Source organism: Geitlerinema sp. PCC 7407, assembly GCF_000317045.1.
In the GTDB taxonomy this organism is placed as follows: Bacteria; Cyanobacteriota; Cyanobacteriia; order PCC-7407; family PCC-7407; genus PCC-7407.
In genome coordinates, this window is sequence record NC_019703.1 from 4,443,603 (window position 1) to 4,456,911 (window position 13,309).

Annotated in this window: 12 protein-coding genes; 3 read left to right on the forward strand and 9 right to left on the reverse strand. The window is 61.3% G+C overall.

Features of this window, described 5'->3' with window-relative positions:
- Nucleotides 1–159 precede the first annotated feature (159 nt).
- Complete coding sequence (locus GEI7407_RS18155) at nucleotides 160–795, reverse strand: TetR/AcrR family transcriptional regulator (protein ID WP_015173676.1); 636 nt, start codon at nucleotides 793–795, stop codon at nucleotides 160–162.
- Nucleotides 796–947: 152 nt separating this feature from the next.
- On the opposite strand from GEI7407_RS18155, the gene GEI7407_RS18160 reads away from it, so the two are divergent.
- The 3 genes from GEI7407_RS18160 to GEI7407_RS18170 are packed head-to-tail and all read left to right on the forward strand — an operon-like array spanning nucleotide 948 to nucleotide 4,006.
- The gene (locus GEI7407_RS18160) at nucleotides 948–2,126 is read left to right on the forward strand and encodes an ABC exporter membrane fusion protein (protein ID WP_051030885.1); all 1,179 of its coding nucleotides are present in this window, start codon (nucleotides 948–950) and stop codon (nucleotides 2,124–2,126) included.
- Complete coding sequence (gene devC / locus GEI7407_RS18165; RefSeq protein WP_015173678.1) at nucleotides 2,123–3,298, forward strand: ABC transporter permease DevC; 1,176 nt, start codon at nucleotides 2,123–2,125, stop codon at nucleotides 3,296–3,298. Before GEI7407_RS18160 ends, devC begins: the two co-directional genes overlap by 4 nt.
- 9 nt (nucleotides 3,299–3,307) lie before the next feature.
- Nucleotides 3,308–4,006, forward strand: coding sequence for a DevA family ABC transporter ATP-binding protein (locus GEI7407_RS18170; protein ID WP_015173679.1), 699 nt, complete (start codon nucleotides 3,308–3,310; stop codon nucleotides 4,004–4,006).
- On the opposite strand, the gene GEI7407_RS18175 is transcribed toward GEI7407_RS18170, so the two are convergent.
- The 8 genes from GEI7407_RS18175 to GEI7407_RS18210 form a co-directional block, all read right to left on the reverse strand.
- Nucleotides 4,003–5,634: a Ppx/GppA phosphatase family protein gene (locus tag GEI7407_RS18175; RefSeq protein WP_041268524.1), complete on the reverse strand. Its 1,632-nt coding sequence runs from the start codon at nucleotides 5,632–5,634 to the stop codon at nucleotides 4,003–4,005. The two genes, GEI7407_RS18170 and GEI7407_RS18175, sit on opposite strands and share 4 nt — an antisense overlap.
- 294 nt (nucleotides 5,635–5,928) lie before the next feature.
- Nucleotides 5,929–7,041 (reverse strand): glutamate 5-kinase, encoded by a 1,113-nt coding sequence (gene proB / locus GEI7407_RS18180; RefSeq protein WP_015173681.1) that lies wholly within the window; start codon nucleotides 7,039–7,041, stop codon nucleotides 5,929–5,931.
- Between the two features lie 384 nt (nucleotides 7,042–7,425).
- Nucleotides 7,426–7,986: a YqeG family HAD IIIA-type phosphatase gene (locus tag GEI7407_RS18185; protein WP_041269232.1), complete on the reverse strand. Its 561-nt coding sequence runs from the start codon at nucleotides 7,984–7,986 to the stop codon at nucleotides 7,426–7,428.
- A 248-nt stretch (nucleotides 7,987–8,234) separates the two neighbouring features.
- Nucleotides 8,235–9,434, reverse strand: coding sequence for an endolytic transglycosylase MltG (gene mltG / locus GEI7407_RS18190; RefSeq protein WP_015173683.1), 1,200 nt, complete (start codon nucleotides 9,432–9,434; stop codon nucleotides 8,235–8,237).
- Nucleotides 9,435–9,634: 200 nt separating this feature from the next.
- On the reverse strand, nucleotides 9,635–10,186 hold the full coding sequence (locus GEI7407_RS18195; protein ID WP_015173684.1) for a DUF3727 domain-containing protein: 552 nt from the start codon (nucleotides 10,184–10,186) through the stop codon (nucleotides 9,635–9,637).
- Between the two features lie 9 nt (nucleotides 10,187–10,195).
- The gene (gene ruvX / locus GEI7407_RS18200; RefSeq protein ID WP_015173685.1) at nucleotides 10,196–10,684 is read right to left on the reverse strand and encodes a Holliday junction resolvase RuvX; all 489 of its coding nucleotides are present in this window, start codon (nucleotides 10,682–10,684) and stop codon (nucleotides 10,196–10,198) included.
- Nucleotides 10,685–10,693: 9 nt separating this feature from the next.
- Complete coding sequence (locus GEI7407_RS18205; protein ID WP_015173686.1) at nucleotides 10,694–11,923, reverse strand: GNAT family N-acetyltransferase; 1,230 nt, start codon at nucleotides 11,921–11,923, stop codon at nucleotides 10,694–10,696.
- Between the two features lie 172 nt (nucleotides 11,924–12,095).
- Nucleotides 12,096–13,265: a F420-0--gamma-glutamyl ligase gene (locus GEI7407_RS18210; protein WP_041268525.1), complete on the reverse strand. Its 1,170-nt coding sequence runs from the start codon at nucleotides 13,263–13,265 to the stop codon at nucleotides 12,096–12,098.
- Nucleotides 13,266–13,309 lie beyond the last annotated feature (44 nt).

Sequence of the window (13,309 nt, forward strand, 5' to 3'; positions counted from 1 at the left end):
TGGGGCGGAAAATGGCGACTTTTCTCCCCATTATTCAAGGGATTTTTCGGCTCTGACTGATTCGCAATCAAAGTTTTAAGGGGAAACGCGTTCCCAACATTTCCTCAGATTTCCGTCGAGGCAAAAGCCAGTCGTGGCAGGCATTTTGGGCGATTTGGCCTAAGCGGCGGGCGATCGCCCCTCCACAATCATGGCAATCAAAGTCCCAATAATGCGATCGCGCTCCATGGGCAAAATGTCTTTGCCGTGGAGCATTTCCTGGACGATCATGAAGTGCACCAGCGAGCCCACAAAAATGCGGGCCGTCGCCTCCGGATCTGCCAGGTGGAGGTGGGGGCAATGGGTGAAATAGTGGCAGATTCGGCGGAAGGTCGTCTGCTCGATGTTGCGCACAAAGGCCCGCGCTAGCTGCGGAAACCGCCCCGATTCGCCGATGATCAGCCGCAGGAAATTGAGAAACTGGGGTTCGCTCTGGCCCACGTCCAGGATGCGATTGGCAAACTCCCGGAGAACGAGCTGCGGATCTCGGTGCAGCAGCTGCTCGTCCTCCGCACCGAAAATCGACTGAAATTTTTGGTTGACCAACTGCCGAATCAGGGCATTAAACAGACCTTCTTTGTCCTGAAAGTGGCTGTAGACCGTGGCTTTCGAGACTTTGGCGGCGATCGCCACGCGGTCCATGCTGGTCGCCGCATAGCCACGGGTCAAAAACTCCTGCATCCCCCCCTGCAAAATCGCTGCCGTTTTTTCGGGGGAAAGCTGCCTGTCCGAGCGTCCAGGTTTTGCCTGTGCCATACCGGGGCGTCCTTGGGTCTAAATCTGTGGAACCTTCATTGACATCCTAAACTAAACTGGCTAGTTTATTGACATAAGACTAAACTAATCAGTTTAGTTTTTAGGTCCAGTATCCGACGGTGCTGCAAGGGGGCCGAATGTACGACTACAAGATGCCAGCCAAACACCCTCTCCTCAAGGCGATTCCCCAGCGCGGCGTGGCGATCGCGGGCGTGATTTTGCTGGGCGTCGGGGGCGCGATCGCCTACAGATGGCAGCAAAAAACTGCAATAGAGCAACTGGCAACCCTCCCCGTCGCAGCGCCCGAAATTCGCACAGTGACAGCCCTCGGACGACTGGAGCCTCAGGGAACGGTGATCCAGCTCTCGGCCCCCTCCTCGGGCCAGGGCAATCGAGTCGAGCAGTTGCTGGTAGAAGCGGGCGATCGCGTCCAGGCCGGACAGGTCATCGCCATTTTGGACTCCTACCCCCAGCGCCAAGCCGCCCTCGTCGAAGCTGAGGCCCAAGTGAAGGTGGCCCAAGCCCGCTTGGAGGTGGTGCAAGCAGGTGCCAAACAAGGCGAGATTTCGGCCCAGCAGGCGGAAATGGAGCGGCTGCGGGCAGAGCGCCAGGGAAATCTGGCCGCCCAGGCGGCAACGGTGGCGCGCCTCGAGTCAGAGGTGCGCAATGCCCAAACGGAATTCGATCGCTACGCCTCCCTGGCCACCGAAGGGGCGATCGCGGACTCAGATCTCGACAGCAAGCGTCTGGCCTTGGAAACGCGACAGCAGTCCCTGCGCGAGGCCCAGGTCACCCTTGATCGGATTCGCTCGACCACGCCGCCAGAGCTGGAGCGGGCCCAGGCGACCCTCGAACAAATTGCGGAGGTCCGCCCCGTGGATGTCCGCTCGGCGCAGGCCGAAATCGATCGAGCGATCGCCGCTCGAGACCAAGCCCAGGCCAGCCTGGATCAGGCGATCGTGCGATCGCCCATCGACGGCGAAATTCTGGAAATTCACGCCCGAGCTGGAGAGGTCCCTGGCACCGACGGCATCGCTGAGATCGGCCAAACGCAGCAAATGCAGGCGATCGCAGAGGTGTACCAAAGCGACATTCAGCGCGTGCACCTAGGGCAGCCCGCCCGCGTCACCAGCGACGCCCTCGACGGCGAGCTCACCGGCACCATCGATCGCATCGGCTCCCAGGTGCGCCGTCAGGCCGTCGTCAACACCGACCCGAGCGCCAACATCGACGCCCGCGTCATCGAGGTCTACGTCACCCTAGACCGCGCCTCCAGCCAAAAAGTCGCCAAGCTCACCAACTTGCAAGTGCGGGTGGTAATGGGTCCATGATCAAATTGTTTCGACAGCTTCAGCGTCGCACTCCCCTGGGCTGGCTCCAGCTCAAGCACGAAAAAAGCCGCCTGCTGGTGGCCCTCGCAGGGATTGCCTTTGCCGATGTGCTGATGTTTATGCAGCTCGGCTTTCAGGCGTCGCTCTACGATAGCAACACCCGAGTCAGCCGTGCCATGGAGGGGGACATCGTTTTGATCAGCCCCAAAGCTCTCAACCTGCAAAACCTGTCGACCCTGCCCCGGCGGCGGCTGCTCCAGGCCCAGGATGTCCCGGGCGTCGAGGACGCCAGCGCTCTGTATGTCAGCAACCTGACCTGGAAAAATCCCCAAACTCGCCTCAACGCGACGGTTCAGGTTTTGGGCTTTGCGCCGGACGAGCCGGCCTTTGCCCTGCCGGAGGTCAATCAGCAGCTCGACAAACTGAAGCTGCCGGACACCGTGCTCTTCGATCGCAAGGCCCGCGGCAAATACGCAGAGGCGATCGCCCAGCTCGAACAAGGCAAAACCCTCACCACCGAAGTCGATCGCCGTACCCTGACGCTGGCAGGCGTGTTCAGCCTGGGGGCCTCCTTCGGCGCTGACGCCAACCTCCTGACCAGCGACCAAACCTTTCAGCGCCTGTTTCCCCGCCGCGATCCCGCCAGCATTAGCCTGGGGCTGCTGCACCTAGAGCCGGGCTACGACGCTCAGGAAGTCGCCGCCGCCTTGGAGCAGCACTTGCCCGAAGACGTGCGGGTGCTGACCCGAGCCGAATTTGTGCAGTTTGAAGAAAACTATTGGCGCGTTGCCAGCCCGATTGGCTTTGTCTTTGGGCTGGGCACCGTCATGGCCTTTGTGGTGGGGGTGGTGATCGTCTATCAGGTGCTCTCCACCGACGTGAACGCCCACCTCCAGGAGTACGCTACCTTCAAAGCCATGGGCTACAGCAATGGCTATTTGCTGAGCATCGTGTTTGAAGAGGCGATCGTTTTGGCGTTTCTCGGCTTTGTGCCTGGCGTCATTTTGCCCCTGGGGCTGTACGCCGTTGCGGCAAAGGCGACGGCTTTGCCTATCTATATGACGGCTTCGCGGGCCATGCTGGTGCTGGGCCTGACGCTGATCATGTGTGTGCTGTCGGGGGCGATCGCCACCCGCAAGCTGCAGTCCGCCGACCCAGCCGATATGTTTTAGGAGCTGACCATGGCGATCGCAATTTCGGTGCGCAATCTGAACCACCACTTTGGTCACGGCCACCTGCGCAAGCAGGTGCTATTTGACATCAACCTCGAAATCAATGTCGGCGAAATCGTGATCATGACCGGGCCATCAGGCTCCGGCAAAACGACCTTGCTGACCCTGATTGGCGGCTTGCGATCGGCGCAGTCAGGCAGCCTCCAGATCCTGGGCGAAGAGCTCTTTCAGGCCAGCGCCCACGAGCTGACCCAGGCGCGCCGACACCACGGCTACATCTTTCAGGCCCACAACTTGCACAGCAGCCTGACCGCCCTCCAAAACGTCAAAATGGGCCTCGAACTGCACCAACACCTCTCGACAGCCGAGATGAAGGCGCGGGCGATCGCCATGCTCGAGCACGTCGGCTTGGGAGACCACGTCGACTACTACCCCGACGAACTGTCGGGGGGCCAAAAGCAGCGCGTAGCGATCGCCCGGGCGCTGGTCAGTCACCCCAAGCTGGTCCTGGCCGACGAGCCCACCGCCGCCCTCGACAGCAAGTCTGGCCGCGACGTAGTCACCCTCATGCAGCGCCTCGCCCAGGAGCAGGGCTGCACCATCTTGCTGGTCACCCACGACAATCGCATCCTGGACGTTGCCGATCGCATTCTGCACATGGAAGACGGCATGCTGACGCGCAACGCCGCTCCGTCAGCCCGAGCTTAGGACGGGGCAGCCGCCTCTAGCTTGACCACCAGCTTGGCGTTGTACTCTGCCTCAAAGGCACCCTTCTTGTAGTCGAGGCTCCAGAGCTCTAGGGCGCACTCGTCTTCCGGCTGAGTGGCCCGCAGGTGCAGGGACAGCACGCGAGAGGCCGGGTCAAAGTGACAGGCGATCGCCTCGATCGCGCCGATCTGACGGCGATCGAGGGCTACGGCTAGGCGCAGCAGGGCGCTGAGCTGCTCCACCACGCGGCGATACTTCTTGCTGGCCAGATTGCGATAGTTCTCGTGCTTCTTTTTGGGCGAACTTTTGCGGTGATAGCGGGCTAGATTCGCCACCGTCTCGATCTCCGTTTCGGTGTAGCCCAGCAGGTCGCCGTTGCGAATCAGGTAGTAGGAGTGCTTGTGGTGGGCGTCGTGGCTGATGTGGTGCCCGCAGTTGTGCAAAATGGCGGCGGCCCAGAGCAGCTCTCGCTCCTCCGGTCCCCACTCGTGGAGCACATTGCGCGTCTGGTCAAACAGGCTGAGGGCAAAGCTCGCCACCCGCTTGCTGTGCTCAAGATTCACGTCGTACTTGCGAGCCGCCTTGAGCACGCTGCGCTGGCGCACCGAGCCCTGGTAGCGCAGGCGATCTTCGATCAGGCCGTGGGTGATCATCCAGTCGACAATCACGCCCTCCCGCAGCGATCGCTCGCACACCGTGATAGTTTCGAGCCCCAGCAAGCTCATCGCCTCCTGGAGAATCAGCGCCCCCGCCACGATGATTTCAGCTCGCCGCTCCGACATGCCGGGAATGGCCTGACGCTGCTCATAGTTGAGCTTGCGCAGGCGGTTGAGCATTTCGCGCAGATCCCGCAGGCTGAACTGGTAGCCATTGAGGGGGTCGGGCACGACGCCCAGGGTATCGCGGGCGTGAATCATCGCCAGGGCTTCAATGGTGCCCGAGGTGCCCACCAGGCGGGGCTGCTCACCCAGCTTGATGTGGGCCAAAAGCTCGTCGGTGGGCCGCTCCAGCATCCCGCGAACGTAGGCCTGGAGATACTGAAACTCGGGGGCAGCGATCGGATCGGTGGTGACAAATTCGGTGGTGAGGCGCACCGCACCGATCTTGGTGCTGCTGAGGGTGCGGGACTCGTGGCCGTCCCCGAGGATCAGCTCCGTGGAGCCGCCGCCAATGTCGATCATGACGTGGGGCTGGTGATTGAACTCCATGCCCGACAGGACGCCCAGATAAATCCGGCGCGCTTCCTCAGGCCCCGAAATCAGGTTGATGGCCAAATCGAGCTCGGTCTTGATCTGGCGTAGAAAGTCTCGCCCGTTGGGCGCTTCTCGCACCGCGCTCGTGGCCACCGCGACGATCTGCTCTGCATTGAGGCTTTTGGCAATTTCTTGGCAGCGGCGCAGCGCGATCGTCGCCCGCTCCATGGCTTCGGGGGTGAGGTTGCCAGTGTCGGGGCAGCGATCGCCCAGGCGCACCGTGTCCTTGGCCCGCGTAATAATCGAAAAACTGGGCAAGTCCGGCAAAATCCGCACCACCACCATATGGATGGAGTTGGTGCCGACGTCGATGGCCGCGAGAATGCGATCGGACGGAGGCTGCTGATCCGCAGACTGAGAAACTGAGTGAACCATAAAACTTTTTTTGGCGCGCAATTGCTGTGGTGGCTTCCCACCGATGCGGCTTTGCAGCAGGGTCATCGCGATCGCGCAAAAGGCGACGGGCGATGCAGTTGCGGACTTCTAGCAGATCTACCGTATCCCCGGCTGACCTCTTCACCACCGCAGGGCAAGTTGCTCTCATCTTACCGCGAGGCCGCAGCCCTACCGGGTCACAGAGAACAATGTATTGCCAGATACACCATACCTGATGGTGAAATTCCTCTGGCAACCTGATCAAAGCCGCGAAGCCGCGATCGCCACCCCGGTCTAGCTCAGCAGCACCAAATTGTCCCGGTGGACGACCGTTTCGGGGCACTCAGCCCCCAAAATCGCCGAAATTTCCTCAGAGCGACGCCCCAGGATCTTTTGGAGATCGGTGCTGGCATAGTTGACGAGGCCGCGGGCGATTTCTTTGCCGGAGCGATCGCACAGCTGCACCGCATCCTGGGCCTGAAACTCCCCTTCGATTTCGACGATGCCCGCCGCCAGCAGCGACTTTCCGGCTTCGGCGATCGCCGCCACCGCGCCCCCGTCCAGGTACAGCTTGCCCGCCGAAATCAGGCCGTGGGCAATCCAGCGCTTGCGGGCGTTGACTGGCTGGGGCTGGGGCGCAAACTGGGTGCCCAGCGCCTCTCCCTGCAAAATTTTCACGATGTTTTGGGGCGTTTTGCCCTCGGTGATCACTGTGCGAATGCCCGCGCTGGTGGCGATCTGGGCCGCCGTAATCTTGGTGACCATGCCGCCCGTGCCCCAGGCCGAACCGCGATCGCCCGTCTGCACCTGCAGTTCGTGCAGCTCCTCCATCCGCGTCACCAGCGTGATGGGCTGCGCATCCGGAAAGCGCCGCGGATCCGCCGAATACAGCCGGTCCACATCCGTCAGCAAAAACAGCCAGTCCGCCTCGATCAGGCTCGCCACCAGGGCCGAGAGGGTGTCGTTGTCGCCAAACTTCAGCTCGTCGACCGCCACGGTGTCATTTTCATTCACCACCGGAATGACGCCCAGATTGAGCAGCTCCCGAAAGGTTTGGTAGGCGTTCACGTAGCGGCTGCGCTGGGCCAAGTCCCCCCGCGTCAGCAAGACCTGGGCAATGGGCTGCTGCAAGGTCGTAAAGAGGTCGTCATAGACGCGCATCAGGCGTCCCTGGCCCACCGCCGCCACCGCCTGCTTGAGGGCGATCGCCCGCGGCCGCTCCACCAGTCCCAGCCGCGCGCAGCCGACGCCCACTGCCCCCGACGACACCAGCACCACCCGGTGCCCCTCGCGCCGCAAAGCGCTCAGGACCTCAACCACGCCCGCGATGGTGGACAGGGCCAGCTCACCCGTTTCAGGGCGAGTGAGGCTAGACGTACCGATTTTGACGACAAGAGTTTGGGACATAGAAAAACCACGCCAGGACCAACAAAAATCAGCGCAATGGCGTGCAAAAACGGCCACGCAGAGGAGATTTTAGCGGAATCAGCCGGACCCCTCACGCCCAAAATTTCGGATTTGGCGACTGACTCTAGCGCGTTCATTTTAGGGGCGATCGCGCAATGGGCGCCCAGCCCCAGTCCCAAAATGGCTGAAGCGGAGCAACTGGCTAAATAAAGCTGCCAGAGCTCCGCTCCAAATATAGTCAAAGATTTATGCTGTAGGCCTTTATAGTAGCTGGCCTTTATTGAACTTGATTACGAGATTATCAGAAGTATTACGGAGAAGGGGTTAACGTAATTTTTTCTTTATAACTCGTGTCATCCCTTTACAATCGGCATTTCCAGCACTTCAGGTCTCTGCTTCAGAGGCCTCGGAGGAAGGCGTGCGTTCGGGGTCAAGCTTTAGGGTCGCGCCCATCCTTTGGGACACCCACACCTCAAAGGAGCGCAGCGGATACTTGCTGGCGACCTCGCCCGGCGACACCATGGGATCGACCAAAACGGTGAACATGCCCAGACGGTTGCCCGCCAGCACATCGGTAAAGAGGCGATCGCCCACCATGGCCACCCGCTCCGCCGGCAGTCCCATGGCGTTCACCGCCTGCCGCAGCTTGCGGCGCGACGGCTTCACAGCACCAATCAGGTAAGGCAAATCCAGCGCATGGGCAATGCCGCCAATGCGGCTATCGCTGACATTGTTGCTCACCAGCCAGATCGACACGACATCGCGCGTCTGCTGGACCCAGGTGTAGAGCGCATCGGAAACAGAGGTCGTTTTGATCGGCACCAGCGTCTCGTCGACATCCAGCACCAGCCCCTCAATGTGATGCTGTTTCAAGATGTCGGGTGTGAGGTGCAAGATCGGTCCCCCAAGCACTAAATCAGGCTGTAGAAGCGTCGCCCAAGACATCATGATTGCAGCTCACAGAAAACATTAAGGTGGTCAGCTCATGTCAGAAACTACCATAATTCCCAGCGGTTAACGGTAGTTTCTAAACCCGACATCAGGAGCGATCGCCCCTCTGGAACGCTGGCTCAGCTTGCCCATGGTTCCTGGCTTTGGGGGCCGGGAAAGAGAGCGATCGCCCTCTTCCCACCGCAATTCTAGGCAGATCGCCGTTTTTTTCAGCAGGCCCCAGCCAGTTTTTTGGCGGAGAGTTAGAGGGCAGGGCTGGCGGCGGGAGAGGGGCTAACTGGGGACTCCGTCGCGGCGGGGGGACTCGCGGGGGTTGCCGTCGGCTCAGGACTAGGCGCAGCGGGCGATCGCAGGGCATCTTGCTGATCGCGAATCGTCGCCTGGGCCGCTTCGTGCTCCTCCAGGGTCTTGCTAAAAACATGGGTCCCATCATAGCGAGCCACGAAGTACAGATACTCCGTAGATTCCGGCCGCAAAACCGCCTCCAGACTCGCTTGGCCGGGACTGGCAATCGGCGTCGGCGGCAGGCCCACGTTGATGTAGGTGTTGTAGGGCGTGGGGGTGTTCACCTGGGCCAGGGTCAAGGGCTGGTCCGGGGTTTGGGTCACGTTGAGGCCGTACTCCACCGTGGGGTCGGCCCCCAGGGGCATGTCCTGCTTGAGGCGCTGCACAAACACCCCGGCAATGGTGCCCCGCTCCGACGGGATGACCGCCTCTTTTTCGACAATGCTGCTGAGGGTCACCCACTCGAGCAGGCTAAATTCGGTTTGACCCCGGGACTGCTCATAGAGCGGCAGAGCCACCTGGGCAAAGCGATCGAGCATTTGTCGAACAATCTCCTCTGGCGTGGGGGTCTCGCTGGAGATTTCGTAGGTGTCGGGATACAAAAAGCCTTCTAGGTAGGGCAGGTCCGGGGGCAGCCATGGGTAAGCGTTGCGATCGACCTGGCTGGCGGCCTGCAAAAATTCTTCGGCGGTGAACCAGTCCTGGGACTCGAAGTAGGCCGCCATCTGGCGCATCGACCAGCCCTCAGGCACCGTAAAGCGCCGCTGCACAACATCGCCCTGCAAAATCTGATCGGCGATCGCCTGGAGGGGCTGAGCTGGCGAGAGCTCGTAGGTCCCCGCCTGGAAATTGGGGCCTTGGACCGTCGGCAGCACCTTGCTCTGGAGAGTCAGCCAGCGCGTCCAGACATCCCAGGCATCGGCTGAGCGAATAATGCCGGCTGCCGCCAAATCTTGGCCAATTTGCTGAGCCGGGGTTCCCGGCGGAATCTTGATTTGCACGGCTGGCACTTTGTCCGCCATCTCCGGCGTCGTGGCCACCACGGGCGCACTGGCCCAGCTCCACCAGGACCAGCCTTGCCACCCCGCCACTCCCAGGGCCGCCGGCAAGATCGCCAGGTAGAAAAACCAGCGCGAAAAACGTTGAATTGGCTTCATACACGATGCAGCATAGCGCTTGCAGGAATGTCGTCAGCAGCCCAGCACCCCGGAGCCCGCCCAGGGACCTTTGCATTCCCCAGCCGCAGGGCACTGGAGGCATTCATCACTGTTTGGCGGGCTCTGATCAAAGATTTCTGATCAACTATTTCGGTGGGGATAGAGGGGGGCGATCGCCCCCCTCTATCCCCAATCCGGGCCTAGTCTAATTCCTCGTAGAACAGCTCATCCTCTATCGCAGGGAGAATTGGCTCCAGTTTTTTCAGCTCTTCATCCGAAAGAAGCTGAGGCTCGCCATTCTCGTCAAGGCGGGTCAAGATGAGGTAGGGATCGAGGGGCGCATAGATAGCGTACTCTTGCTCCTCGTGATAGAAAGTCGCCAGAAGCTGAAGCTCTTCGTAGCCTTCCTCTTCGTCGTCTTCGTCTACCAGGTCATCTTCTTCGTCGGTGTCTGGCAGTTCGCCCTCCACCGTCAGCGTCACAGCGCTCCGCTTGAGCGTGAGATTGAGCTCACCCAGCACGGCTTTGGCCGTCGCGAAAATGGCGTCGATTTCGTCATCTTCAGAGACGAGGGTCGGCTCGGACTCTTCCTCGTCTGCATCTTCATCCCACGCAAAGATTTCGACGGGCGAGTCTGCTGGCATCAAGAGTAGGTACTCTTCGCCTTCAACCTCAATCGTCCGCTCGATGTAGCAGAGAAGCGATCGCCCCGCTTCATCGTTCAGTGTAATCGTGGGGGCATCCATACCCATAAGCTGTCTCTAGTATTCCTGTGCTGTTGCGTGAGTCGTAGGATCTGTTGGCGTAGTTTCCAAAAGAACACTACGACCTGACGACCGACGCTCGTCCAACCATTGTTGCAGAATTATTGCCGCTGCTTTGCGATCGATCAAGCCTTTATTGCGGGAGGGCGATCGATTTTCGGCCAGCAGGAGCTGCTCAGCCTGAAACGATGTCAGGCGCTCATCAACAAATTCCACCGGCAAATCGAGGGCCTGGGAGGCGCGCTGAGCAAATCTTTGCACCTGGCGGGCTTGGGAGCCGAGGCTGCCGTCCATAGAGTAGGGCAGGCCGACCACCAGGAGCTGGACTTGGCGCTCTTGGGCGATCGCCCGCAGCTGCTCCATGTCTTGGACAAAGGATTTGCGCTCCAGGGTCATCAGCCCCGTCGCAATCAGCCCCGTGCCGTCACAGCCCGCAATCCCAATCCGCTTGCGCCCCACATCCAGGCCCAACACCGAAATCCGCATGCCTCTTGCCTAGGCCTCCGTCGCCGAATCATCGGACCGGCTGCCGTTGTTCTCGGGCGTCCCCGCACCGCCAGACTTCGGCGCTCCTTTCCCCTTTTGGCCGTTGGCTTCCAGGTAGTTGGGGCTCATGGGCGGAATCATGGAAATGCGGCCCGGGACCGGCTTGCGGGCGGGCTGAAATCCCTGCAAAACCTCCGACAGCTGCAGCCCTTCGAGGGCCGAGGGCTTGAGCTCGCGCAGCTTGTGCCACACCGAGCGAGACATCATCAGGGTGTGCTCTTGGCGCGTCGCGCCGATCTGCTCGAGGTACTCTTCGCGCTCGGGCTGGTAGTCCGCCGAGGCCAGCCGCAGGGTCTGGGGCGGCAGCTCTTGGGCGATTCGGGCCATCTGAGCCAGCATCTCGGGGTAGAGCCAGGTGTAGGCCGGGTGCACCGTCAGCTGGGCAGAGTGGGGGCGAGAGCCGTCGCGGCACAGCTGCACTTGAAAGTAGCCGATGGCCGCCTTGCGCTGGGGCTCGAAAACATAGCCGCTGACCACTTCGACGCGGTTGAACCACTGGCGCAGGCCCTCGACTACGGCGCTAAACAGGCTGGTTTTGAAGTCGGTGATGTGGCGATCGAAGACTTGACGCACCAGGGGCGGCATGGCGACGGTATCTAGCTGATACAGCAGCTGGGCGTCGGCATTGCTGACGGGCAGCAGGTTGGGCAGGTCGGGCTCTCGCACCGCCAGATCCCGCAGCAGCTCTGGGGCGATCGCCCAGTAGGTGAGCTGAGCGAGGGGCTGGAAGCCGTTCTGGCGATAGAGGGCCAAAGACCCTTTGTCATTCACGTCCACCTCGAGCAGCCACGTGCGGGCTTCCCACACCGACTCCAGGCAAAAACGCAGCAGCTGCGACCCGACGCCCTGGGTCATCTCCCCGGGCTCGGTCGCCACCCGATCCACCCGCCACGTGCTGTGGGTGCGGTTGAAGGGCGAAATTTGAATCATGCCCAGCACCTTGCCAGCCTGCTCCGCCACGTGGGTGCAGAAGTAGTAGCGCAAGGGGTTGGGAAAAAGGCTCAAAAACTTCAGCAGCCCGTACCATTGGCGCACCTGAGCCAGCTGATGCGCAGTCCCCTGGGAACGGTGATTAGCATCCTGCTCAGCGTCCGTGAGGCAAAGCTGCTCGATCGCGTCCAAATCTCGATGCTGGAAGGCACGGATCACGAGGTTCGCGGTGCGGGTAAAAGCATTCATGCTGGATAGGGCTGCAACAGCGCCAATGAAGAGAGGGCTTCGAAGGTCAGCCCCCAAGAAGGGACTACTAATGATGATAGCGCTTGCCCTGGAGAGGGGCTTGCATAGCTGGAAACCTTTGGTTTCTCAGAGCCTCAGGCCCCGCGGCGGGCAGCGCTAGGGGCGATCGCCCCTAGCGAGGGCGAATCAGCACCACCGGGGTCTGCTCGTCGGAGTTCCCCGCCGGGTTCGATCGCAGGGCCTCTTCGAGCAAGGCAATCGAGACGCCCTGACTGGCCGCCAGCACCTTAACGGCCTTGAGATCATTCACGTCCACGATCGCCGCGCCCAGGCCCGTTTGCTGATAGATCTCGTCCACCACCTGCTGAGAGTCGTCAGGCCCCAGCACGATGAACTGGTCGTAGGGCGGCAAGGTGCCTGTAACGTCGTCGATCAGGCGAGCCTGCTCCCCTGCCAGCTGATAGAAAACGCCGGGTCGACCCAGAACTTTGGCGATCGAGCCGACTAGGAACGCAAACACCACGCGCCACGGCCCCACGATGTCCACCAGAGCCTGGAGTCCGCAGGCCGTCGCCAAGCTCGAGGTCGGCAAGAAGTAGTAGCACAGGCGGCGAGCCACCCAGCCCGGACGCACCTCCGTGGGGTGCCGCCAGCGCCCTTGCATGATCGCGATGGGCGTCTCGCCGATGGTGACGATGTCGCCGGGCTTGGCGTGGGGCGTGACGTAGCGGCGCACGATCTCGACGGGGGTGTCTAGGTGGGTGAGCAGGTGGGTCTTGATGGGCAGGACCTCCGATCGCTCGGTGGTGCGCCAGTTGCGCGAGTCCTCGACCTGGGGATAGCGCAGGGGCACGATGATGTGGCGATTTTTGGGGACGCGGCCCCCGGGGCCGTAGGTCACGTAGCGCACCTGGACCCAGGCGGTTTGCAGGGCCTGGAGGTCGGGGCCGGTAATGTCAACGACGACCTTCAGGCGGGTCGTTTTTTGCACCTTGACGATGTAGGCAAACCAGTAGCCATCCTCGCGAGCGGGGGCGTCTTCGTGGCAGGGCGTCACGGTCGTTTGGCAGGTGATGCCGTCCAGGCTGCCCTTGGACAGGAGCTGGGCTTGGGCCTCCAGCTCGGGCACCATGATTTCGAGGCGGCGGGTACGGTTTTGGAGCTCTAGCTCACCGACGAGGCGGTAGTGCTGCGGTTCGCAGATCTCCAAGTTCCAGGTTCCTGGGGTCAGCTCTAGGCGGTTGCCAGGCCGGCGTCGATATTGGGATTCGATCGCCAAGGCACCGCCGCCCACGATGAGGGCTGCCACACCCAGGCCTATTCCGATACTCGCTGCAACCACTGCCTTCTCCACGGGATGACGTTCATTTTCTCTGTCTTTATACC

Excerpts from the sequence above, each read along its gene's own strand:
- devC (WP_015173678.1), top strand. The coding sequence starts at position 2,123 with ATGATCAAATTGTTTCGACAGCTTCAGCGTCGCACTCCCCTGGGCTGG.
- GEI7407_RS18185 (WP_041269232.1), bottom strand. The coding sequence starts at position 7,986 with ATGTCTTGGGCGACGCTTCTACAGCCTGATTTAGTGCTTGGGGGACCG.
- GEI7407_RS18205 (WP_015173686.1), bottom strand. The coding sequence starts at position 11,923 with ATGAATGCTTTTACCCGCACCGCGAACCTCGTGATCCGTGCCTTCCAG.
- GEI7407_RS18195 (WP_015173684.1), bottom strand. The coding sequence starts at position 10,186 with ATGGGTATGGATGCCCCCACGATTACACTGAACGATGAAGCGGGGCGA.
- GEI7407_RS18170 (WP_015173679.1), top strand. The coding sequence starts at position 3,308 with ATGGCGATCGCAATTTCGGTGCGCAATCTGAACCACCACTTTGGTCAC.
- mltG (WP_015173683.1), bottom strand. The coding sequence starts at position 9,434 with ATGAAGCCAATTCAACGTTTTTCGCGCTGGTTTTTCTACCTGGCGATC.
- GEI7407_RS18155 (WP_015173676.1), bottom strand. The coding sequence starts at position 795 with ATGGCACAGGCAAAACCTGGACGCTCGGACAGGCAGCTTTCCCCCGAA.
- ruvX (WP_015173685.1), bottom strand. The coding sequence starts at position 10,684 with ATGCGGATTTCGGTGTTGGGCCTGGATGTGGGGCGCAAGCGGATTGGG.
- GEI7407_RS18175 (WP_041268524.1), bottom strand. The coding sequence starts at position 5,634 with ATGGTTCACTCAGTTTCTCAGTCTGCGGATCAGCAGCCTCCGTCCGAT.
- proB (WP_015173681.1), bottom strand. The coding sequence starts at position 7,041 with ATGTCCCAAACTCTTGTCGTCAAAATCGGTACGTCTAGCCTCACTCGC.
- GEI7407_RS18160 (WP_051030885.1), top strand. The coding sequence starts at position 948 with ATGCCAGCCAAACACCCTCTCCTCAAGGCGATTCCCCAGCGCGGCGTG.